At 73.4% G+C, this 22285-nt stretch carries 23 protein-coding genes; 6 read left to right on the top strand and 17 right to left on the bottom strand.

The features are described 5' to 3' along the window. Positions 1-104 precede the first annotated feature (104 nt). Together ACFUJY_RS04320 and ACFUJY_RS04325 are read left to right on the top strand one after the other, a co-directional pair. Positions 105-497, top strand: a complete 393-nt coding sequence (locus tag ACFUJY_RS04320; protein ID WP_383294292.1) for a ribonuclease domain-containing protein — start codon at positions 105-107, stop codon at positions 495-497. A gap of 23 nt (positions 498-520) precedes the next feature. Beyond that, positions 521-910, top strand: a complete 390-nt coding sequence (locus ACFUJY_RS04325) for a barstar family protein (protein WP_383294295.1) — start codon at positions 521-523, stop codon at positions 908-910. Positions 911-921: 11 nt separating this feature from the next. Here ACFUJY_RS04325 and ACFUJY_RS04330 read toward each other — a convergent pair whose 3' ends face one another. The 9 genes from ACFUJY_RS04330 to ACFUJY_RS04370 form a co-directional block, all read right to left on the bottom strand. Beyond that, positions 922-3288: a collagenase gene (locus tag ACFUJY_RS04330; protein WP_383294298.1), complete on the bottom strand. Its 2367-nt coding sequence runs from the start codon at positions 3286-3288 to the stop codon at positions 922-924. A gap of 229 nt (positions 3289-3517) precedes the next feature. Then, positions 3518-4207 carry a GntR family transcriptional regulator gene (locus ACFUJY_RS04335; RefSeq protein WP_383294300.1) on the bottom strand — a complete coding sequence of 230 codons (690 nt, stop codon included), beginning with the start codon at positions 4205-4207 and terminating at the stop codon, positions 3518-3520. Between the two features lie 69 nt (positions 4208-4276). Then, entirely contained in the window at positions 4277-5278 is a 1002-nt protein-coding gene (locus ACFUJY_RS04340) for a proline racemase family protein (protein ID WP_383294303.1), read from the bottom strand. A gap of 14 nt (positions 5279-5292) precedes the next feature. Next, positions 5293-6201 (bottom strand): dihydrodipicolinate synthase family protein, encoded by a 909-nt coding sequence (locus tag ACFUJY_RS04345; RefSeq protein ID WP_383294305.1) that lies wholly within the window; start codon positions 6199-6201, stop codon positions 5293-5295. A gap of 114 nt (positions 6202-6315) precedes the next feature. Next, complete coding sequence (locus ACFUJY_RS04350; RefSeq protein WP_383294308.1) at positions 6316-7761, bottom strand: NAD(P)/FAD-dependent oxidoreductase; 1446 nt, start codon at positions 7759-7761, stop codon at positions 6316-6318. After that, complete coding sequence (locus ACFUJY_RS04355; RefSeq protein ID WP_383294311.1) at positions 7742-8080, bottom strand: (2Fe-2S)-binding protein; 339 nt, start codon at positions 8078-8080, stop codon at positions 7742-7744. The genes ACFUJY_RS04350 and ACFUJY_RS04355 overlap by 20 nt, the downstream gene beginning before the upstream one ends. Before the next feature lie 94 nt (positions 8081-8174). Then, positions 8175-9356: an NAD(P)/FAD-dependent oxidoreductase gene (locus ACFUJY_RS04360; protein ID WP_383294314.1), complete on the bottom strand. Its 1182-nt coding sequence runs from the start codon at positions 9354-9356 to the stop codon at positions 8175-8177. A gap of 72 nt (positions 9357-9428) precedes the next feature. Continuing rightward, a complete protein-coding gene (locus ACFUJY_RS04365) occupies positions 9429-11171 on the bottom strand; it encodes a pyruvate dehydrogenase (protein ID WP_383294318.1) in 1743 nt (580 codons plus the stop codon). Between the two features lie 113 nt (positions 11172-11284). Next, entirely contained in the window at positions 11285-12913 is a 1629-nt protein-coding gene (locus tag ACFUJY_RS04370; protein WP_383294321.1) for a protein phosphatase 2C domain-containing protein, read from the bottom strand. Positions 12914-13180: 267 nt separating this feature from the next. Here ACFUJY_RS04370 and ACFUJY_RS04375 point away from each other — a divergent pair, with 267 nt between their 5' ends. Further along, complete coding sequence (locus ACFUJY_RS04375; protein WP_383294324.1) at positions 13181-14158, top strand: helix-turn-helix domain-containing protein; 978 nt, start codon at positions 13181-13183, stop codon at positions 14156-14158. Positions 14159-14223: 65 nt separating this feature from the next. Next, on the top strand, positions 14224-14706 hold the full coding sequence (locus tag ACFUJY_RS04380) for a DUF456 domain-containing protein (protein ID WP_383294327.1): 483 nt from the start codon (positions 14224-14226) through the stop codon (positions 14704-14706). Here ACFUJY_RS04380 and ACFUJY_RS04385 read toward each other — a convergent pair. Together ACFUJY_RS04385 and rsgA are read right to left on the bottom strand one after the other, a co-directional pair. After that, positions 14631-16061 carry a DNA-3-methyladenine glycosylase 2 family protein gene (locus tag ACFUJY_RS04385; RefSeq protein ID WP_383294330.1) on the bottom strand — a complete coding sequence of 477 codons (1431 nt, stop codon included), beginning with the start codon at positions 16059-16061 and terminating at the stop codon, positions 14631-14633. The genes ACFUJY_RS04380 and ACFUJY_RS04385 overlap by 76 nt on opposite strands. A 69-nt stretch (positions 16062-16130) precedes the next feature. Further along, positions 16131-17300 carry a ribosome small subunit-dependent GTPase A gene (gene rsgA, locus ACFUJY_RS04390; protein WP_383294333.1) on the bottom strand — a complete coding sequence of 390 codons (1170 nt, stop codon included), beginning with the start codon at positions 17298-17300 and terminating at the stop codon, positions 16131-16133. 317 nt (positions 17301-17617) lie between these two features. Between rsgA and ACFUJY_RS04395 the strand changes: the two genes are divergently transcribed. Beyond that, complete coding sequence (locus ACFUJY_RS04395) at positions 17618-18118, top strand: DUF5949 family protein (protein ID WP_383294336.1); 501 nt, start codon at positions 17618-17620, stop codon at positions 18116-18118. A gap of 103 nt (positions 18119-18221) precedes the next feature. Here ACFUJY_RS04395 and ACFUJY_RS04400 read toward each other — a convergent pair whose 3' ends face one another. From ACFUJY_RS04400 to ACFUJY_RS04425, 6 genes are all read right to left on the bottom strand, one after another. After that, positions 18222-18632 carry a rodlin gene (locus tag ACFUJY_RS04400; RefSeq protein WP_383294339.1) on the bottom strand — a complete coding sequence of 137 codons (411 nt, stop codon included), beginning with the start codon at positions 18630-18632 and terminating at the stop codon, positions 18222-18224. 119 nt (positions 18633-18751) lie between these two features. Continuing rightward, complete coding sequence (locus tag ACFUJY_RS04405) at positions 18752-18922, bottom strand: hypothetical protein (RefSeq protein ID WP_383294342.1); 171 nt, start codon at positions 18920-18922, stop codon at positions 18752-18754. A gap of 113 nt (positions 18923-19035) precedes the next feature. Next, the gene (locus ACFUJY_RS04410) at positions 19036-19446 is read right to left on the bottom strand and encodes a rodlin (RefSeq protein ID WP_164402126.1); all 411 of its coding nucleotides are present in this window, start codon (positions 19444-19446) and stop codon (positions 19036-19038) included. A gap of 103 nt (positions 19447-19549) precedes the next feature. After that, positions 19550-19840, bottom strand: a complete 291-nt coding sequence (locus tag ACFUJY_RS04415) for a hypothetical protein (protein ID WP_383294345.1) — start codon at positions 19838-19840, stop codon at positions 19550-19552. Positions 19841-20096: 256 nt separating this feature from the next. Then, positions 20097-20330, bottom strand: coding sequence for a chaplin (locus ACFUJY_RS04420; protein WP_383294348.1), 234 nt, complete (start codon positions 20328-20330; stop codon positions 20097-20099). Positions 20331-20600: 270 nt separating this feature from the next. Then, on the bottom strand, positions 20601-21002 hold the full coding sequence (locus ACFUJY_RS04425) for a rodlin (protein ID WP_383294351.1): 402 nt from the start codon (positions 21000-21002) through the stop codon (positions 20601-20603). 382 nt (positions 21003-21384) lie between these two features. Between ACFUJY_RS04425 and ACFUJY_RS04430 the strand changes: the two genes are divergently transcribed. Next, complete coding sequence (locus tag ACFUJY_RS04430) at positions 21385-22278, top strand: chaplin (protein WP_383295377.1); 894 nt, start codon at positions 21385-21387, stop codon at positions 22276-22278. Positions 22279-22285: the final 7 nt, after the last annotated feature.

Below are 22285 nucleotides of genomic sequence, written 5' to 3' on the forward strand. Positions count from 1 at the left end.
GGGCCCCCGGGGGCGGGGGTGTGTTCCCTCTCCACGGTTAACTCTCCAAGAATTCACCCGGGTTGGCGTTGACGCGCCGCTGTCTACGCGCGTCATCATGGAGCATGCGAATCCCCCCACGGATCACCACGCTCGGCGGCGCTGCCGCCCTTCTGTCCGCTCTCCTCGTCGGCGGCCCGGTCGCGGCCGGCGCTTCGGCCACGACCACGTCGGTCGGCAGCGTCTGCTACTCGGACCTGCCGTCCCAGGCCCACGACACCCTGGACCTCATCGACGCCGGCGGGCCGTTCCCGTACGACCAGGACGGCACCGTCTTCCAGAACCGCGAGGGCGTGCTGCCCGCGCGGGACACCGGCTACTACCACGAGTACACCGTCATCACCCCCGGCTCCCCGACGCGGGGCGCGCGGCGCATCGTCACGGGCGAGGAGATCCGGGAGGACTACTACACCGCCGACCACTACGAGACGTTCGACCTGGTGGACCACGACTGCTGATCCGCGCCCGTAGGGTTGGCCCCATGACCGTGACCTATGTGATCGAGGGTGCCCGGATCACCGGCCTGGACAGCTTCTGGACCGTGGTCGGTGAAGCCGTGAACGGGCCGGGTGGTTACTTCGGTCGCAACCTCGACGCCTTCGCGGACTGCCTGAGCGGCGGGATGGGCGCGCCGGACGACGGTGACTTCGTCTTCGAGTGGCGCGACCATGCCTTGTCCGCGCGGGCGTTGGGTCACGCGGAGACCGCCCGCCGGCTGGAGCGGATGGCCGCCCGCGCCCATGAGAGCAACCGGAGCCGCCTGCGCGAGGCGTGTGCGCAGGCGGCTGCGGGGCGCGGTCCGACCCTCTTCGACCGGCTGGTGGAGATCATCCGGGACCGGGCGGGGCCGGACGCGCTGCGGTTGCTCTGAGGACGTACCGGTCAGTAGCTCGTCGCCACGCTCACCTGCCCGAAGTCCCGCACGCCGTACAGGCTGACGTAGTGCGCCCCGGCGGCCGGGTGGTCGACCGTGAGGGTGTGCGCGTTGCCGCTGCCGGTGGCCTTGGCGGTGTACGAGCCGGTGGTCGCCCAGCCGGTGGAGCTGTAGTAGAGGTCGGCGTCGCCGGTGCCGCCGCCGGTGGTGACGGTCAGCCGGTCGGTGCCCTCGGGTATGTACAGGTACAGGTAGGCGTAGTCGCCCCGGGTGGCGTGTTGGCCGTCCCGGGCGCAGTCCTGGCCGAGTTCGCGGGGGTCGGTGCCGGTGCACTGGGCCGTGGGCTCGGTCGGCGGGTCGGTGAGGGCGCCGCAGTCGCCCGCCGCGCACGCCGTGAGCCAGGCGGTCCAGTCCGTCTCGTACCTGCTGCCGATGGTGGCGGTGAGCAGGGTGCGGGCGCCGCTCCAGTCACCGGCGCGGTACAGGCCGAGGAGCTTGTCCAGGTCGGCGCGGTGCGACTGCAGCATGTAGCGGACGGCCAGGTAGCCCCAGTTGTAGACGCGGGTCTGGTCGGCGTTCTCGTAGGTGGTGTCGAACAGCGTGCGCAGCGTGTAGGTGTGCGCGCCGGCCCGGCTGACGGCGTCGTCGTAGGTGATGCCGCGGTACGAGTAGGAGACGTACTCCGCGAAGCCCTCGATCCACCACACGGTCGGGGTGGAGACACCGGCGGCGAAGTCGCCCGCCATGTCGAACCGGCCGTCGAGGTAGTGGGTGTACTCGTGGTTGAGGTTCCAGATCTGGAAGTCGGGCCGGACCCACTCGGCCTCGTAGGCGATGAACCGCGGCTGGTTGCCGGCCGCCGAGGGGTCGCCCTCCAGGTACATCCCGCCGTTGTCGGTGTCGATGCCGTAGATGGCGCCGGCGTAGGTCTGGTAGTCGGTGCTCGAATCGAAGACGACGACCTCGATGGTGGTGTTGCGGTCACCCGCGACGGGCCCGCTGTCCCTGGCGATCCGGTGGAAGTAGGCGTCCTGGCCGCGCAGGCTGGCGCACGCCTCGGTCAGGTCGTCCGAGGACATCTGCTGGGCGAGGATGCGGATGCTGTCGCTACAGGTGTACGAGGTCGGCAGGACGGCGCTCCTGAGGCGGGCGGCCAGGTCGCAGGTGCCGTACGCGGAGCAGGCGGCGCTGTCGTAGTAGTCGGCCATCTCGGCCAGGCCGACCCAGAGCGGCGCGGTCCGCCCGGTGAGCGAGGAGCGGCCGAGGAGGTCGATGACCAGCGGCTTCGCCCGGGGCCTGAGCGTGTCCTCCTGGAGGAAGCGGGCCAGCTCGCGGCCCGCGTTGGAGGTCAGGTAGGACTGGTCGGTGCCCAGCAGGTCCAGGTGGTCGCGGGCGAAGCCGGCGAGCGCGTCGAGCAGGCTCGGGTCGGCCTCGACGGCGCCGACGAACGCGGGCAGCTGGTGGCCCCGGAAGGTCACCGTGAAGACGTTGTTGACCGCGTTGAGCATGTACCAGGAGCTGTTGTACGTGGAGTCGTAGCCGGCCAGCAGGCGCTTGACGACGGACAGGTAGCGGGCGTTCTGCTCGGCGCTGTCGATGAGGACGACGGCCTCGGCCAGGGTCTCGCCGTTGGCGTTGGTGACGTCACGGGAGTGCGCCGAGGCGAAGAAGGCGTCCAGGCCGCCCTGGATGGCGGTGCGCAGGGCGGTGCCGTACGAGCCGACGGTGCCGGGGTCGTAGTACTGCACGTAGTACCCGGCGCGCAGGTAGAGCACCAGTTGGGGCATGCCGGTGCTGCTGTCGCCGGGGTAGGCGGCCGATCCGTCGCGCAGGGCGTTGGCGACGGTGACCATCTGGGCCTCGCGGAAGGCGAGGCGGCCGTCATCGCCCTTGACGGAGAACAGGGTGTTGACGCAGTCGGTGGTGGACGCCTTGATCTGCTGGACGAGGGCGCTGCCGGTGCGGCTGGTGAAGTCGGCGACGGAGCAGGCCGCCGCCCGGGCGGCCCGTGCGCGGGCCTTCGCCTTCATCGAGGGGGCCGGGTGGCTCGGCTCGGTGGCGCGCGGGTCGTCGTAGTCGCGCCGCAGCGCGTCCTTGGACGCGCTGAGCGGGGCCCGGTCGGCGGGGCTCTCTGCCGCTTCGCCCAGGTGGGCCGGGTCCGGTGCGGGTGCGGTGGCGGCCTGTGCGGCGGGACCGCCCGGCTCCGGCGCGGCGGGACCGGCGGCCCGGTGTGCGGCGGCGCTCGCGGCGGCCGGGGCGGAGGGCCGGGGCTCGGCGGCCGGGGCCGGGGCGGCGAGCATGCCGATGCCCAGGCAGGCCGCCAGGGCCGCGGTGGTGAGTCCGGTGACTCTCTGTCGGGCCGTTCGTTTCTTCACGTGCCGCCTCCCAGCGGTGTGGTGGCCGCGCGCCGTTGCGCGGCCGTGGGGGATGGCGCGGTGAGGCCGGACGGGGACGGCGGGCGACCTTGAACGGTCAGCGAAGTGACATGGACACGACCTCAGCGCGGCCGTCAGTACAATGGCACATGTCACATGTCTTTAGGAAGCGGCCGTGACGACATTCCTGGGCGCGTCAACGCCGTTGGTAGCGCGGGAGCTTGCGGCGCTACGCGCGGCCCGCCGGGGCGCCCCGGCGGCCGTCGGCCCACAGCGAGCGGACGTGCGACATGTGGCCGAGCATGCAGGACTCCGCGCCCTCGGCGTCCCCGGCGACCACCAGGTCGAGCAGTTCGATGTGCTCCTCGGCCGACGCGGCCAGCTGCCCGGACTCGGAGAGCCGGTTCAGCCCGAAGAGCCGGGAGCGCTTGCGGAGTTCGCCGACCTCCTCGACCAGCCGCCGGTTGCCGGCCAGCCCGAGCAGGGCGAGGTGGAAGCGCCGGTCCGCCTCCAGGTATCCGAGGATGTCGTGCCGCCGGGCGGCCTCGACGATCTCCTCGGCGACCGGCCGCAGCGCCTCCAGCTCGTGCGTCAGGCCCATGCGCGCGATCCGGCCGACGGTGGGCACCTCGATCATCGCGCGCAGTTCGGTGTAGTCGTCCAGGTCCTGGTCGGTCAGCTCGGTGATCCGGAAGCCCTTGTTGCGGACGGCTTCGACCTGGCCCTCGCGGACCAGGTCGAGCATCGCCTCACGGACGGGGGTGGCCGAGACGCCGAACTGGGCGGCCAGCGCGGGCGCCGAGTAGACCGTGCCGGGACGCAGCTCGCCGGAGACGAGGGCCGCCCGCAGCGCGTGCGCCACCTGGTCGCGTAGGTGCTCCTGAGCCGAGAGGGCGTTGAGCGACGTCAGGCGGGCCATGTCTGTTCCTCCAGCACCGTGCGGAGGGCCAGAATACAATGTGACGTTGGACCTGGACCCGGTGCGGACTCACAGCAGGAAGCCCTCCGGGAAGGGGTCCTCCGGGTCCAGGAAGTACTGCGCGGTCCCGGTGATCCAGGCCCGCCCGGTGACCGTCGGGACGACGGCGGGCAGCCCGCCCACCGAGGTCTCGCCGACCAGCCGGCCGGTGAACCGGGTGCCGATGAAGGACTCGTTGACGAAGTCCCGGTCCAGCGGGAGTTCGCCCCGGGCGTGCAGCTGGGCCATGCGCGCGGAGGTGCCCGTGCCGCAAGGCGAGCGGTCGAACCAGCCGGGGTGGATGGCCATCGCGTGCCGCGAGTGCGCCGCGTCGGAGCCGGGCGCGATCAGCTGGACGTGCTTGAGCCCGTGGATGGCCGGGTCCACCGGATGGACCGGCCGGTCGGCCGCGTTGACCGCCTCCATCAACGCCAGCCCGGCCGTGAGCAGTTCGTCCTTGCGTGCCCGGTCGAACGGCAGGCCAAGGTCCTCCAGCCGCACCATGGCGTAGAAGTTGCCGCCGTAGGCAAGGTCGTACGGCACCTCGCCGAACCCGGGCACCTTCGCGGTGCGGCCCAGCCCCGCGCTGAAGGCCGGGACATTGGTGAGGGTGACGGAGGTGGCGGCCCCGCCCTCGACTCGGACGTCCACGGTGACGAGCCCGGCCGGGGTGTCGAGCCGGACGGTGGTGACCGGTTCGGTGACCGGGACCATGCCGGTCTCCACCAGCACGGTCGCCACCCCGATCGTGCCGTGCCCGCACATCGGCAGGCACCCGGAGACCTCCATGAACAGCACCCCGAAGTCGGCGTCGGGCCGGGCCGGCGGCTGGAGGACGGCCCCGCTCATCGCGGAGTGGCCGCGCGGCTCGTACATCAGCAGGGTGCGCACCGCGTCCCGGTGCGCCATGAAGTACGCGCGGCGCTCGGCCATGGTGGCGCCGGGGAGCGTGCCGATCCCACCGGTGATCACCCGGGTCGGCATGCCCTCGGTGTGCGAGTCGACGGCGTGGAAGACGTGGCGGCTGCGCATCGTCCCTCCCCCTCTCAGTCCAGGCCCTCGGCGAGTGCCTTCTCCGTCGCGGCGCGTACGGCGGCCAGGGCGTCGGCGTCCAGCGGCAGGCGGGGCGGCCGGGTGGGCCCGCCGTGCCGGCCGACGATGTCCATGGACGCCTTGATGGCCTGGACGAACTCCGGTTTCGAGTCCCACCGCAGCAGCGGGTGCAGCCGCCGGTAGAGCGGCAGGGCCCGCTCCAGGTCTCCCGAGACCGCCGCCCGGTACAGCTCGACACAGCCGCCCGGAAGCATGTTGGGGCAGCCGGCGATCCAGCCGACGGCCCCGGCCAGGGCGAGTTCGAGCAGCACGTCGTCGGCGCCCACGAGCAGGTCGAGACCGGGCGCCTCCTCCGCGATCTCGTACGCCCTGCGGACGTCGCCGCTGAACTCCTTGACGGCGACGACCGACCCCTCCGCGTGGAGCTGTCCGAGCAGCCGGGGCGTCAGATCCACCTTGGTGTCGTACGGGTTGTTGTACGCGACGACCGGCAGCCCGGCCGCCGCGACCTCGGCGTAGTGCGCGCGGACGGCCGCGTCCTCGCACGGATAGCCGTTGGGCGGCAGCAGCAGGACGCACCCGGCCCCGGCCTCGGCGGCCTCCTCGGCCCGGCGGCGGGACTGCGCGCTGTCGTACGAGGAGACGCCGGGCATCACCCTGGCCCCGTCCCCGGCCGCCTCGACGGCGACCCGCACGACCTCCCGGCGCTCCCGGTCGCTGAGGGTCTGGTACTCCCCCAGCGAGCCGTTGGGCACCACACCGTCGCACCCCGCGTCGAGGAGGTCCCGGACGTGGGCGGCGTACGCGTCGAAGTCGACGGTCCGGTCCTCGCGCAGGGTGAGCGGCGTGGCGACCATGACGCCCCGCCAGGGGGCACCGGCGCGGGTGGGCTCGGCTGTCATACGGGCTCCTTCGGAGTGGGTGTACGGGTACGCGGGTGCTCGCCGGACCGGGCGGGCGCGGTGGTGCGCGGGTGGGGCGCGGATGCCCGGAACGGGCGCGGGTGGTGTGCGGGTTCACCCCCCGTCGGGCCGGGTGTCGGCGCGGGCGAGCGTGGCGAGCGGAAGCGGGCAGGCGAGGGGACGGCGGTCGGGAGCGGCGTCGGCGGTGGCACCGGCGCCGGGCGGGCCGGCCAGGGCCCGGACGGCGAAGCCGCAGGTGCGGCCCTGGCACCAGCCCATGCCCGCCCGGGTGAGCAGCTTGGCGGTGCGGCCGTCGCCCGCGCCCAGCTCGGCGACGGCGGTCCGGACCGTTCCTGCGGTGACCTCCTCGCACCGGCAGACCTCGGTGTCCGGGGCGAGCCAGGCGGTCCACCCCGGCCCCGGCCGGTGCACGGCCCCCATCAGCGCGGCGAACCCGCGCATCCGGTGCCGGCTGCGCCGCAGCGCCGCCGCGCGGGGCCGCGGCCGGCCGCCCCGGGCGTCGGCGGCCACCGAGAGGGCGGCCAACTCCCCTTCGGCCAGCGCCAGTCGGACCCCACCGATGCCCCCGGTCTCGCCGGCGGCCCAGACTCCGGGCACGGTGGTACGCAGCTGCTCGTCCACTTCCAGGACCGCCGAGCCGTCCGTGCCGGTGCGGACGGCGCAGCCGAGGCCGAGGGCGAGGTCCAGTTGCGGTACGAGGCCGTGGCCGACGGCGAGCGCGTCGCAGTCGATGCGCCGCCCGGTCCCCGGCACGGGGCGCCAGGCGCGGTCGAGCCGGCTGACGGTGACCCCTTCCACCCGCTCGGTGCCGTGGACGGCGGTGACGGCCCGGTGCGTGAGCATCCGCACCCCGTGCCGGGCCAGGCCCGCACGGTGGCGGACGCCCTCCGCGAGCCGGCCGGGGTTCGCGGCGAGGACGCGGGGGGCGTGGGCGTACGCCCGGTAGCCGGCGGCCTCGACCAGTGCGGGCACCCGGGCCCCGGCCTCGGCCAGGGAGAGGGCGACGGCCTGGAGCAGCGGACCGCTCCCGGCGACGACGACCCGCCGCCCCGGCAGGACGAGCCCCGATTTCAGCATGGCCTGTGCCCCGGCCGCACCGACGACGCCGGGCAGGGTCCAGCCGGGGAAGGGGAGTTGGCGTTCGACGGCGCCAGTCGCGAGCACGAGACGGCGGGCGCGCGGGGCGGCCCCGTCCCCGCCGTCGGGGCCGGTGACCGTGTGCAGGGTCCAGTCCTCGCCGGTCCGCGTCACCGCCCACACCTGGTGGCCGGCGAGATGGCGCACCCGCCCGGTGGCGCGGTGCCGGTCGAGGCGGGCGGTGAGCGCGGTGAACGTGTCCCAGCCGTGGTGCAGGGCCTCGGGGCGGGTGGCGCCGAGGCCGGGGGCGGGTGCGCGGTAGTACTGGCCGCCGGGGGCGTCGGCGGCGTCGATGAGCAGCACGTCGAGCCCGGCGTCTGCGGCGGTGACGGCGGCGGCGAGCCCGGCCGGGCCCGCGCCCACCACGGCGACCTCGGCGCGGTCAGGGGCGGGGTGCGGCATGTCCGTTCCCTTCCTGGGTGGTGACGGCGTCGCCGGGGCGGGCGGGCAGCAGGCAGGCCCGCAGGTTCGGGCGGCCGTTGACGGTGGCCAGGCACTCGAAGCAGGAGCCGATCCCGCAGAACGCGCCCCGGGGCCGCCCGCCGACCCGGGTGGTACGCCAGCTGAGGACGGAGGCGGCCCACAGCACGGCCGCGATGCTCTGCCCCGGCAGGGCGGGCACCGGACGCCCGTCGAAGGTGATCTCGAACCCGGCCCCGGGCTCGGCACCGGCAAGCCCGGCCGGGGTGCGGGCGGGGTCACGTCGGCGTGCTCGTCTCACCGGTGCTCCTGTCTCGTGGATCGGGCGATGCGGGAGGGAGGGCGTGCGATGCGGGGAGGGAGGGGGGACGGCGAGGGCACGGGGAGGAGGCGGCTCACCCGCCCCCGGCGTCCGCCCCGAAACGGTCCGCCCCGAAGCGGTCCGGCCGGAACGGTTCGGCGTCCAAGGGCGGTTCCTCTCCCCGGATCGCCGCCGTCACCAGGGCCGCCGTCGCCGGGGCGAGGCCGATGCCGGCGCCCTCGTGGCCGCAGGCGTGGAAGAGCCCGGGGACCCGGCGGTCGGGGCCGATGGCGGGGAGGTGGTCGGGCAGGTACGGGCGGAAGCCGTGGTAGGCGCGGAGCACCCGGACGGTGGTGAGGACCGGGAAGAGCGCGGCGGCCGCGTCCGCCAGCCTGCTGAGCACCGGCACGGACAGGGTGCGGTCGAAGCCGACCCGTTCGCGGCTGGCGCCGATGAGGACGGGTCCCGCGGGGGTGCCCTCCACGACCGGTGACGTCTGGAGGGCGGCCGACGCGCTGGACACATCGGCCACGTACTCGGCTGCGTACACCTTGTGCCGGATCAGCGGCGGCAACGGCTCGGTCACCAGGACGAACCCGCGCCGGGGCAGGACGGGCAGTTCCACCCCGGCCAGCGCGGCGAACTCCCCGCCGCGTACGCCCGTGGCGTTGACCACGGCCGGGGCGAGCAGGTCACCGGCCCCGGTCCGCACGCCGCGCACCGCGCCCGTGGGGCCGGTGAGCACGGCGGTGACCGGGCGGCCGGTGTGCAGGGCCGCCCCGGCGTCGCGGGCGGCGCGGATCAGATGGGCGGCGGCGAGGGCGGGCTGGACCTGGGCGTCCTCCGGGTAGAGGACGCCGCCCGCGAGGCCGGGGGCCAGGTGCGGTTCCAGTTCGGGCAGTTCGTGCGGGGCGACGGCCGTGGTGCGCACCCCTGCCCCGGCCTGTCCGGCGGCGGTCGCGGTGAGCGTGGCGAGGGACCGCTCGTTCGCCGCGACGACCAGGCCGCCCTTCTGCTCGTACTCGACCGCCGCGGGCAGCACCTCGGACAGCTCGCGCCAGAGGGCGGCGGAGAGCCGGGCGAGGGCGAGTTCGGGTCCGGGCGGCTTGTCGGAGACCAGGAGGTTCCCCTCCCCCGCCCCCGTGGTGCCGCCGGCGACCGGTCCGCCGTCCACCACCGCGACCGAGAGGCCGGACCGGGTGGCGTAGTACGCGCAGGCGGCGCCGACGACACCGGCTCCGACGACGACAACATCCAGAGGCTGTCTCGTGAACACGGCAGTAATATGTCACATGGTTCTGAGGGTGCCAAGGGCTCGTCGCACGACCCTTCCTGACACCTGGTCAGCTCATGGGCGGGGCACGTTGCGGAGGTTGGAGCGGGCCATCTGGAGCATCCGGCCCACTCCGCCGTCGAGCACGATCTTGCTGGCGGACAGGGCGAAGCCGGTGACCATGTCCGCGCTGATCTTCGGCGGGATGGAGAGCGCGTTGGGGTCGGTGACGACGTCGACCAGCGCCGGGCCGTTGTGCCGGAAGGCGTCCCGGAGGGCGCTGTGCAGCTCCTTGGGCTTCTCGACGCGGACGCCGTAGGCCCCCGCCGCGCGCGCGACGGCCGCGAAGTCCGGGTTCTGGTTGGTCGTCCCGAACGACGGCAGGCCGCCGACCAGCATCTCCAGCTCAACCATGCCCAGCGAGGAGTTGTTGAAGAGGACCACCTTCACCGGCAGGTTGTACTGGACGAGGGTCAGGAAGTCACCCATGAGCATGCTGAATCCGCCGTCGCCCGACATCGAGACGACCTGCCGGTTCCGGTCGGTGAACTGGGCGCCGATGGCCTGCGGCAGCGCGTTGGCCATCGAACCGTGGCTGAACGACCCGATGACCCGCCGCTTGCCGTTGGGCGTCAGATAGCGGGCCGCCCAGACGTTGCACATACCGGTGTCCACGGTGAACACGGCGTCCTCGTCGGCGAGTTCGTCCAGCACCGAGGCCACGTACTCGGGATGGATCGGGACGTGCTTGTCGACCTTGCGGGTGTACGCCTTGACCACGCCCTCCAGGGCGTCGGCGTGCTTCTTGAGCATCCGGTCGAGGAACTTGCGGTCGTTCTTCACCTTCACCCGGGGCGTCAGACAGCGCAGCGTCTCGCGGACGTCGCCCCAGACGGCCAGGTCCAGCTTGGTGCGCCGGCCGAGGTGTTCCGGCCGCACGTCGACCTGCACGATCTTCACGTCGTCGGGCAGGAAGGCGTTGTACGGGAAGTCGGTGCCGAGCAGGATCAGCAGGTCGCACTCGTGGGTGGCCTCGTAGGCGGCGCCGTAGCCGAGCAGCCCGCTCATGCCGACGTCGTACGGGTTGTCGTACTGAATCCACTCCTTGCCGCGCAGGGCGTGCCCCACCGGGGACTTGATCCGCTCGGCGAACTCCATGACCTCGGCGTGCGCGCCCGCCGTGCCGCTGCCGCAGAACAGCGTCACCCGTTTGGCCTCGTCCACCATCCGGCACAGCTTCTCGATCTCGCCGTCACCCGGCCGCACGGTGGGGCGCGAGGTGACCAGGGCGTGTTCGGCGGACCGCTCCGGGGCGGGCTGCCCGGCGACGTCGCCGGGCATGGTCACGACGCTGACCCCGCCCTGGCCGACCGCGTGCTGGATGGCGGTCTGGAGCAGCCGGGGCATCTGCTGCGGGTTGGAGATCATCTCGTTGTAGTGGCTGCACTCCTGGAAGAGCAGCTCGGGGTGGGTCGCCTGGAAGTAGTTGAGGCCGATCTCGCTCGACGGGATGTGCGAGGCCAGTGCCAGCACGGGGGCCATCGAGCGGTGGGCGTCGTACAGGCCGTTGATGAGGTGCAGGTTGCCGGGCCCGCACGATCCGGCGCAGGCCGCCAGGTCCCCGGTGATCTGAGCCTCCGCGCCGGCCGCGAACGCCGCCGTCTCCTCGTGCCTGACCTGGATCCACTCGATGTCCGCGTGCCGCCGGACGGCGTCGACCACCGGGTTGAGGCTGTCCCCGACGACCCCGTACAGGCGTTTGACGCCCGCTCGGGCGAGGATGTCGACGAACTGCTCCGACACGTTCTGCTTGGCCATGGGTGACGCACTCCCTCTGCCTGTGCTCCGTGCACGTCCGGCTGTCCGGGACGCGGGGCGCCAAACCCCGGCCCGGACGGTGTCCGGAATCCATCAACCCATGGCGTGCGCGGTTACGCCTCCCAGACGCCGACCGCCGTCCGGTCGTCCGCGTACCCCTTCACCCGGACCTGGGCGTCCGCGAGGAACGCCCCGAGACCCGGCGCCTCCACGGGCGACCAACGGGTGGCGAGCTCGGCGGCCAGCTCCGGTTCGCCGCGCAGCGGATCGGCGAGGCCCGCCCCGCACAGCAGCAGGGTGTCCCCCGGCCGGGCGACGGAGGCGCGGAAGCGGAACGGTTCGGCAGGGGGCGGGAGCGGGTCCTCGACGAACGGGGCGGGGCCGGTGGCGATACCGAGGTCCATGGTCAGCCGGTCGCCCTCGGGCCCGCTCTCCGGCGGGTTCTCCGGCGCGGAGGAGCCGAAGCCGACCACGGGTTCCCCGCTCAGCGCGGCGGGCGGCGGCAGCGCCGGCTCCAGGTCGTGCCAGCTGCCGTCGCGCAGCCGGAAGAGGCCCCCGGCGCCGATGCCGAAGAAGACCCGGGTGCGGCATTCGGGGTCGGCGGACAGCAGCAGGCAGCGCAGGCTCGCGGTGTACGCGTCCGGTTCCACCCCCAGCTCGGCGGCGCGGGCGCGCAGCTTGCCGAAGGCCCGGTCGGTGAGCCGGTGGAGCCCGGACTTGAGGTCGGCCCGGCGGCCCGCCCTTATGTCGTCGGAGAGCCGGGCGTGGCTGCGCCCGACCGGCTCGCCGATCCAGCGGCAGGCGTCCGCCGCCGCCGTGTGCGCCCCCTCCGCGCCCCGGGACGCGCCCGCGACGGCCACCAGCACCAGCGCGTTCTCCCCGCTCCCGAAACGCGCCGTCAGCAGCGCGTCCCGGCGCGGCTCGCCCCGGAACCGGGCCGAGTCACCGCGCACGGAAGCGGCACGCAGCGTGTACGTCCCGTACGTGGCACCGTCGAGCACCGTGTCCGGGACGACGCGGTCCAGTTCGTACGGATCGGTGGCGGGCAACGCCGTGGGCTCGGCGTCGTAGGTGGGCGGCCGGGCCCCGACGTGGACGGCCAGGGGCCGAGGCACGTCCGCCGGTTCCACCGGCGCCTCGCCGGCGGCGGGTTCGTCCGCCCCGGTCCGCTCGGTGACGGGCCGCCTGGGCAGTGGGGGCGCCGCGCGCCCGGCCGGCACACGCGGGTCCTCGGCGGCGGGCGGCTCGGGTTCGGGGGCCGGCGGGGGCTCGGGGGCCGGCCCGGGAAACGTGCGCGGCAGCGCGGGACCGGTCAGCGGCTCCCAGGGGGCGCGGGCCGGTGTCCGCTCGGCCGACGGCGCGCGGGCCTCCGGGGCCGGGCGCGTCGCCCCCGGAAGCGGAGCGGCCGCACCGGACCGCGTCCCCGGCGGAGCGCCGGGCACAGCGTCGGGCGATGCTTCCGCTTTACCGGACCGGCGCGCGACCACGCCCGACCCCGGGTCCGACGCCCAGGCAACCGGCGCCGGCCCCACCGGCTGCGACTCCTCCCTGGGCCCGGGTAGGTCCGGCGGCGTCCCGTACGCGGCGTCCTCCCCGGACGCCACCGTGCCGGACGCCGAGTCGAAGCGGTCGTCGAGACTGTCGGCGGCCTCGGCCGCCCCCGTGTCCGGGGCGGATTCGTCGTACAGCCTGCGCCACCAGTCGTCCTCGTGGGCCGCCGGCCTCTCCCCCTGCTGACTCATGTCCTTATTGTCGACCGCGGGGGCCGTACGAAAACGGGCATCCGGAAAATGGTCCGCCGGGCACCCCCACCCCCCACGGGAAGGACGCCCGGCGGACCGGTCCGGGTAGCGGTGCCGGCCAGGGCCGCCGGCGCCGATGTGCCGCCACATTGGCAGAGTGGCGCACGGTACGGCGATGATGTGCCGTGGCGAATTCACGCCGTGGCGACTTTTCGCCACGCGGGGTGCGCCGCGACGCGTACGCACTGGTCCGGGGAGGGGTCGGGGATGCTGGCAGCCATAGGTCTCGACGAGCGGCAGGAGTCGGCCTACCGCGCACTGGTGGCCCTGGGGGCCGCCGAGGTGTCCGACCTCTCGCACCGGCTGGGCCTTCCCGAGCAGGACACGGAACGCGCGCTGCGCCGGCTGGAACAGCACGGCCTGGCCGCCCAGTCCTCCGCCCGCACCGGCCGCTGGGTGGCGGCGCCGCCCGGGGTCGCCCTGGGGGCCCTGCTCACCCAGCAGCGCCATCAGCTGGAGCAGGCCGAGCTGGCGGCGGCACTGCTCGCCGAGGAGTACCGCGCCGACGCCGCCGAACCGGCCGTCCACGACCTGGTCGAGGTGGTCACCGGGGCGAGCGCGGTGGCCCACCGCTTCCACCAGCTCCAGCTGGGCGCGACGAGCGAAGTGTGCGCGCTGGTCACCGGGAAGCCGATCGCGGTCAGCGGCCTGGACAACGAGTCGGAGGAGGAGGCGGCCACCCGGGGGGTCTCGTTCCGGGTGGTCGTGGAGCGCGAGGTACTGGGCCTGGAGTCCGGGCTCGTGGAGCTGTCGGCGGCGCTCAGCCGCGACGAGCAGTGCCGGGTGGTCCCCCGGGTCCCGACGAAACTGGTGATCGCCGACGGGGCGCTGGCCATGGTGCCGCTGACCGGCCGGGGCGCGGAGCCCGCCGCGCTGGTCGTGCACGCGTCGGGGCTGCTGGAATCGCTGACCGGGCTCTTCGAGGCGGTGTGGCGGGAGGCCATGCCGCTGCGGCTCGGCGAGAGCGGCGCGGTGCTCGATCAGCCGGGCGGCCCGGACCCGACCGATCTGGAGATCCTGTCGCTGCTGCTGGCCGGCCTGACCGACGCGAGCGTCGCCAAGCAGCTGGACCTGGGCCTGCGGACCGTGCAGCGCCGGGTCAAGGGGCTGATGGAGCTGACCGGCGTCTCCACCCGGCTCCAGCTCGGCTGGCACGCGTACGAACGGGGCTGGGTGGCCCGCTAGCACCGCGTCACTAGCTCTCGCGGTCCGAACGGGCGGGACCGGGTGGACTCCGGCACGCTGGTCAGATGAGTGTGTGGCAGCTCGTCGCCGTCGGACTGGTGATGCTGCTCGGCCTGATCGGTGTGCTGGTGCCGGGCGTGCCGGGGCAGGCCATCGTCTGGGCCGCCGTCCTGTGGTGGGCGCTGACCGACATGACCCCGGCCGCGTGGGCCGTGCTGATCGGGTCCACGGCGCTGCTGCTGCTCAACCAGGCCCTCAAACCGCTGCTGCCGCCACGCCGGCCGCGTGAGTCGGGGGCGCCGCGCCGGACGCTGCTGCTGGGCGGGCTCGGTGCGATCGTCGGCTTCTTCGTGCTGCCCGTGGCCGGGGCGGTCGTCGGATACGTCGGGGTGATCTTCGGGGCGGAGCGGCTGCGCCTCGGCAGCCGGGGCGCGGGCTGGGCGTCGGTCCGCTCGGTGATGCGGGCGACCGGTTACTCGGTCCTGGTGGAGCTCTTCGCGTGCCTGCTGGTGACGGGCGCCTGGCTGGGCGCGCTGATCTGGGGCTGAGCCCGTCGCCGGGCCCGCCGCACACCGTACGAGCGCCAGGGGCGCCAGCCGGCCGCGCCCGGGGTGCCGTACGGGTCCACGTCCGGGTCGCCCAGTCCGCGCATCCGGATCAGCGCGGCGGTGGCCGGTCCGATGCCGGGCAGCCGGCGGAGCCCCTGCTCGGCCTCGTCGCGGTCGGCGCCCGCGTCCAGGCGTACGGTGCCGTCGGTGAGCGCGGTCGCCAGGGCCCGCAGGGCCGGGTCGCCGGCCACGTCGGCGAGCACGGCGGGCTCGGGGAAGACGTGGGTCAGCGCGCCGCACGGCACGTCCAGCGCCTTGCCGTACTCCTCGACCAGTTCCCCCGCCGCCGCGTCGCCCACCAGGGCCCGCACGGCGAACTCCTCGGCGTCGGCCGCGCCCGGCGAGCGCACACCCGGCCGGGCCGCGACGTCCGGTGCGAGCGAGGGGTCCGCGGCCAGGAGTTCGTCCACCGCGTACGGGTCGGCGTCGAGATCGAAGAGCCGGCGCAGCCGCTGGACGGCCGTGGTCAGGTCGCGCAGATCGGTGAGGTGGATGCGGGCGTCCAGCCACTTCCCGGCGGACCGCTCGTCCACGGAGGTGACGGCGGTGCCGTACGGGAGGCGCAGCGTGCGCCGGTAGGTACGGCGGCCGGGCTCCCCGGAGATCTCCTCGACGCGGGCGACCGGGCCGGCGGCGAGCAGGTCGAAGACGTCACCGGCGGCGTACGGCCCCCGGTGCGCGAGCCGGAGCGGGATGCCGGTGGTGCCGGCCCGGCGGACCGCGATGCCCAGCCCCGTACCGGCCTCGGCGCGCAGGGCGCTCGGGGTGCGGGCGTAGATCTGCCGGACGGTGTCGTTGAACTGGCGCAGGCTGCCGAACCCGGCCGCGAAGGCGATCTCGGTGACGGGCAGGGCGGTGGTCTGGAGCAGGACCCGGGCGGTGTGGGCGCGCTGGGCGCGGGCCAGGGCGACGGGTCCGGCGCCCAGTTCGGCGTTGAGCTGGCGCTGCACCTGACGGGAGCTGTAGCCGAGCCGGTGGGCGAGCCCGGGAACGCCCTCCCGGTCCACCACGCCGTCGCCGATCATCCGCATGGCGCGCCCCACGGCATCGGCGCGGACGTTCCACTCGGCGGAGCCGGGGACGGCGTCCGGGCGGCAGCGGCGGCACGCCCGGAAGCCGTGCGTCTGGGCGGCCGCCGCCGTGGGGAAGAAGCGGACGTTCTTCCGCTTGGGCGTGACGGCGGGGCAGCTCGGCCGGCAGTAGATGCCGGTCGTCTCGACGGCGAAGAAGAACTCGCCGTCGAAACGGGCGTCGCGGCTGCTGACCGCCTCGTACCTGGTCTCCTCGTCCGTCACACCGTCCAGTGTGCGCCCCGCCGGGCGCCGCCACTCGCGGTTTTCGGACGTGAACCCCGGTCGTCCCGGCTACCTGATCCGGCCGCGCTTGGCATCCATCGCGGCCCGGCCCTCGGCGCCCTTGCGCTTCCAGTCGCGCCGGATCTCGGCCCGGACGCGGGCGTCGGTCTTGGCGACGATGCGCTGGTTCTCACGCTGTAGCTTGCGGTAGCTGTCGAAGCGGCGTTCGGGCAGCGTGCCGTCCTCGATCGCTTCGCGCACCGCGCAGCCGGGCTCCGCCTCGTGGGCGCAGTCGTGGAACCGGCAGTCCTCGGCCAGCTCCTCGATCTCGGAGAAGACCTGGCCGACGCCGACGCCCGCGTCCCAGAGGCCGACCCCGCGCAGTCCGGGGGTGTCGATGAGGACTCCGCCGGAGGGCAGCACGAGCAGGTTGCGGGTGGTGGTGGTGTGCCGGCCCTTGCCGTCCACGTCACGGGCGGCCTGGACCTCCATCACGTCCTGGCCGAGCAGCGTGTTGGCGAGGGTGGACTTGCCGGCTCCGGACACCCCGAGCAGCACGCTCGTACCGCCGGAGACGATCGCCGAGAACACGTCGATGCCCTCGCCGGTGGTGGAGCTGACCGCGAGCACCTGCACACCGGGCGCGATGCGCTCGATGTCCTGGACGAGGTGGGAGAGGGTGACCGCGTCCGGGACCAGGTCGGCCTTGGTGAGGACGACGACCGGTTCGGCGGTCCGCTCACCCGCGCCGGCGGCGTCGCCGAGCAGCGCGTCACCGCCGGAGCTGGACATGGCGAGGGCCAGGAACCGCTCGATGCGGCCCAGGTCCAGCTCCACGGCCAGCGAGACGCAGATGACGATGTGGTCGACGTTGGTGGCGAGCACCTGGCCCTCGGAGCGCTTGGACGAGGTGGAGCGTACGAAGGCGGTGCGCCGCGGCAGCAGCGTACGGACGAACCGCGGGTCGCCGTCGGCGTCGACGGCCGCCCAGTCGCCTGTGCAGATGATCCGCATCGGGTCGCGCGGCACGACGAAGGCGGTGTCCGCCCAGATCGTGCCCTCGGGCGTGACGATGTCGCAGCGCCCGCGGTCGACGCGCACCACGCGTCCGGGCACCAGCCCCTGGGCTGCGTACGGGGCGAACTCGGCGGCCCGGTCGTCGTCCCAGCCGTATGCGGCGAGCGGGTGCGACGCGGTGGAGAGAGAGGAGGGGGAGGAGGAGAAGGACGGGAGAGACAAGGGAAACCCTTCACAGGGTGGCCCGGCGGTGCGCGCGAGGGCGCGAAGAGGTCAGCCGGTGGCCACGGAGGTGACATGGAGGAACTTCGGCTCGTGGGCAGCGCCCACCGCAACGACCGTCGTCAATGTCCTCACCTCCGCATGTGTCCGGGTCCGGTACCGGCGGCAGATCCGCCGTTCGTCTCGTCGTAGACCTTATCCCCCGGCGGTCCGGTGGCTCAACCGATTATCTCGCGCGGACCCGGTGGTGGCAGTCGTCCCCCGATCGGGTGATACGCATGGAGTTGGACCGGTCGCGGACGGTTAGGGTGCCGCACATGACCTCCCCCCAGACAGCCACCGGCACGTTCACCCAGGCCCAGTTGGGCACCCTCATCCTGATCGGCTGGAGCGGCGAGTTCCAGCAGAGCGGGCGCGACGCCGCCTTCCTGCTCGCCTACTCGCTGGGCGACGGATCGGACGGCCCGGCGGCCGGCGAGCACGCCATGCGGCTCGCGTTGCAGCGCAGCGGACTCACCGTCGGCGGAGCCGCGGTGCGGGCCGACGAGACGCCGGGCCTCCCCGTGAAGCTCCTCGTCCAGGCCGGCCAGGCCGTGCTGACGCTGCCCCACTTCAGCGCGCAGTACCCGGTGCCGCGCGAGTGGCTGGCGGCGGCGACCGACCAGGGCGAGGTGCACGCGATGTTCGCGACCCGCCCCTGGCCGCAGGGCGCGCCCGGGCTCCCGGTCGGCGAGGCGGAGCTGCGCGCGTTCGCCGGTGACCCGGACGTCATCGCGACCTCCGCGCACTGCGTGCTCCCGGTGCGCAGCCTCGGCTGACCCGGTCCACGGAAGAGGCCCACCACCCGGCGAGGGTGGTGGGCCTCCGTCATGCCTGCGCGCCCACGCCGCACAGGACGGACGGCGCGGGCGCGCTGCGCCATCAGTTGTTGGCGACGCCGTTCCCGGAGAGGATCGGGATGTCGTCCACCAGGTGCGACAGGGGCTCGTCGCCCTTGGCCTGGGTGGAGTTGTCGGCGCACTGCTGGTTCTGCGGGTTGGACAGGACGTTGATGTCCTGGGCCGTGATCGGCACGAGCAGGCCGATCAGCGAGCCGGCGTTCACCTTGACCGGAGCACCCACGCACAGGTCGTTCAGCGAGCCCTGGATGAGCTGCGCCTGCGGGCTGCCGTCGCCCCGGGTCGTGCTGTTCCCGTACGCGCTGGCGGCGCCGTTGCCGTTGACCGAGGTGGTGCCCCCGTCGTTGCCGATCGCCATGGCCGAGGGGGCCGCGGCGGCCGACAGGCCGACCAGGGACACGGCCACTGCCGCGCCGGCCATCATCTTCTTCATCACGCTTCACCTTTCGGAGCGTTCCGCTCTGGAACGTACTGATCAACCCCGCGCGGACGCTTCGGTTCCGCTGATCCACCCAAATGGGTTCGATCCCGCATGAGTTCGACGTCCCGGCGTCAACCCCGGCCGCCCGCCTCGCCCGAGGTGCGCGCCGGGGGCACGAGTCCGCCCGTGCGGGCGGGGCCGGGTGCCGGGGCCGGTTCGGCCCTGGCGGCCCGCCACTCGGCGAGCAGCCGGTCGTAGATCGGGGTCGCGCTTCCGGGGTGCCGGCTGTGGTGCTGGTCCATGGGGTGGCCCTACCCGTTGCGGCGGGTGACGGCTGCCCGTACTACGGCAAGCGGCCCAGCGAGCCGCCCTTTCGGGCGACCGCCGGGCCGCGTGTGGTGCGCTGCCGGTACCGTCAGTTGTTGCCGGCGCCGTTGCCCGAGAGGATCGGGATGTCGTCCAGGATGTGCGACAGGGCCTCGTCACCCTTGGCCTGGGTGGAGTTCTCGGTGCACTGCTGGTTCTGCGGCGAGGACAGGACGTTGATGTCCTGGAGCGTGATCGGCACGACGCCGATCAGCGAACCGAGGTTGGCCTTGGCCGGCAGGGCGATGCAGGGCTTGTTGAGCGAGCCCTGGATGAGCGCGAACTGCGGGCTCCAGTCACCGTGGGTGGCGGAGTTGCCGTACGCCTGCATGGCACCGTTGCCGTTGACGGTGGTGGTGCCCTGGTCGTTGCCGATGGCCATGGCCGACGGGGCGACCGCGGCGGAGACGCCGACGATCGATGCGGCGACGGCCGCCGAGGCCATCATCTTCTTGATCATGAAACTGCCCTTCTGGTTTTCTCTGGTTGCCCGCCGGTGTCGAGCGCACTGATCAACTCGGCGCGGCGGGAATGGTTGTGGCACATCACCCGAAAGGTGCGGGTCACTTCGCGAGCGGGAGGCCGCCGAGGAGCGGGGCCGCGCCCTTCGCCGCGTCGGTGGCCTGGCCGGCGACCTTGGCGACGGTGCCGTCCTCGTGCAGGCGCTCGGCGGTGCCGCTGACGGTGTCGACCACCGGCTCGACCGCCTGCGGGGCTGCCGCGACCACCTGGTTGACGCCTCCGTCGAGGCTGAAGCTGGGGGCCGTGGTGGTGGTGACGGCGAAGGCGGGGGCAGCCGTGCCGAGTGCGACCACGGAACCGGCGACGAGCGCGGCGGACTTCGCGTACTTCACTTTCGGGTTCCCTTCTCAGCGGCGGCCGTTCCGGTCGCGTCCCCGCGCCGCACGGGCCCTCTCTGGCCGTGTCCTCCGCCGCTCTTTCCCTGGTTAACGAACCGGCCTCGGCGGGGAAACTGGGCGGCCCGGAATTTCTCGCGGCACGGGTGCGGAAAAGACGGGAACGAAACGGTTTCCGGGCACGGGAAAAGCCCCGGACCGCCGCGAGCGCGGGACGGGGCCTTTCGAGCCGAGTGAACTCGGCGGGCCTGGGTCAGTCGTTGACGCAGGCGTTGCCGAAGGCCGGGTTCAGCAGGCCGATGACGTTGATGGTGTTGCCGCAGACGTTGACCGGGATGTGCACCGGAACCTGGATGGTGTTGCCGGAGATGACGCCCGGGGAGGCGACGGCCGCACCCTCGGCGCCCGAGTCGGCGAAGGCCGGGGCGGCGGCACCCATGGCCATGAGCGTACCGGCGGCGACGGCGGCGATCTTGGTGTACTTCACGTGAAACCCTTTCTTGTGCGGAGTCCGGAGCGGCCACGGCTTTCGTGCCGCACGAGCGCGGACCTGATCGCTCGTAACTCCGCCGCTTTCATTCGTAACGATTTCGGGCGGTACGCGACACTGCTCGGCGAGGAGATTGCTCCAATACCGCCCGAATGATGCAGTTCCGGTCAGCCGACCGTGTTCCCGCCCGCGAGGTGGCGGGGCGGCAGCGGGCCCGGGCCGGTCGGAGGAGGAGCGCCGACGGCCCGGGCCCGGAAGGGGGCCGGATCAGCGGTTGCCGGCGCCGTTGCCCGAGAGGACCGGGATGCCGTCCAGGATGTGCGACAGCGGCTCGTCACCCTTGGCCTGGGTGGAGTTCTCGGTGCACTGCTGGTTCTGCGGGTTGGACAGGACGTTGACGTCCTGGACCGTAATCGGGACGAGACCGATGAGCGAACCGAGGTTCGCCTTGACCGGCAGGCCGACGCAGGGCTTGTTCAGCGAGCCCTGGACCAGGTCGAACTGCGGGCTGCCGTCGCCGCGCGTCTCGGCGTTCCCGAACACCTGCGAGGCACCGTTGCCGTTGACCGAGGTCGTGCCACCGTCGTTGCCGATGGCCATCGCCTGCGCGGCGCCGAGACCGAGGATGGAGGCGGCGACGGCACCCGTAGCCAGGACCTTCTTGATCACGATGAACCCTTCTCGTACTGGACGCCCCGTAGCCGGAGCGCCCTGAACAACTGCCGGGCCGACGTTTGGTTATCACCATTCACTCGAATGCCCGGAAGACACGGACGTCCGTACGAAAGTGATCGAGTAATACTGTCGGAAATCGAGAGACGAAACGTTCACTCGCAACCTCGCCGCGTGCGCACGGAAAATTCACCGCATTTACGTTTCTCACGCACGCGGACGTCGTTATGGGTGTCGTCAAGCCGCTCCGCCAGGAGGGCCGCCCGTGGACGGGCAGGTCCGACGGCTGCTGCACCGCCTGATGAACGAACTGCGGACCGCGCGTCCGCGAGAAATGTCCCAAGGAAGGGCACCAATGCGAAAATCCTTGAGTAAGAGCATGCTCGTCATGGCGGCGGCGTCAGGCATCCTGACGGCCTCCGGGGGCTATGCCTTCGCCGATGCCTCGGCCGACGGTGCCGCTGTCGGCTCGCCCGGCGTCGCCTCGGGCAACGCCGTGCAGGTCCCGGTGCACATCCCCGTCAACCTCTGCGGCAACACGGTCAACGTGATCGGCGCGCTGAACCCCGCCTTCGGCAACGAGTGCGAGAACGAGGGCGGCGACGCGGAGGCCGGTGACGCCCAGGGGGCGAGCGCCGAGGGCGTGGCCGCCGGCTCCCCCGGCGTGCTCTCGGGCAACCTGATCCAGGCGCCGGTCGACGTCCCGGTGAACGTCTGCGGCAACACCGTCAACGTGATCGGTCTGCTCAACCCGGCCGCCGGCAACGAGTGCGAGAACGGCGACGACGAGGGCAACCCGCCCACCGAGGAACCGCCGACGCACAAGCCGCCGCACCACCACAAGCCCCCGCACCACAAGCCGCCGACCGGTCACCACGACCACGACTGCGACTGCGGCAACGAGCACAACCCGCCGGAGCCTCCGAAGCCGCCGGTGCACCACCACGACGACGACTGCCCGCCGAGCCACCACCACAACCCGCCGAAGCCGCACCACCCGCCGAAGCCCCCGAAGCCGCCGGTGCACCACCACGACGACGACTGCCCGCCCAGCCACCACCACAACCCGCCGACCCCGCCCACGGAGGAGCCGCCCACGCACAACCCGCCGACCCACACCGGTTGGCACCACACGCCTCCGAAGCACCACAAGCCGCCGCAGATGGCGCACACCGGTGCCAACGAGAACCTGGGCATCGCCGGTGGCGCCAGCGCCGCGCTGCTGCTCGGTGGCGGCCTGCTGATGCGCCGCGCCCGCGCCGCGAAGAAGTGAGCTGACG

The sequence above is a fragment of the Streptomyces sp. NPDC057249 genome (assembly GCF_042669245.1).
In the GTDB taxonomy this organism is placed as follows: domain Bacteria; phylum Actinomycetota; class Actinomycetes; order Streptomycetales; family Streptomycetaceae; genus Streptomyces.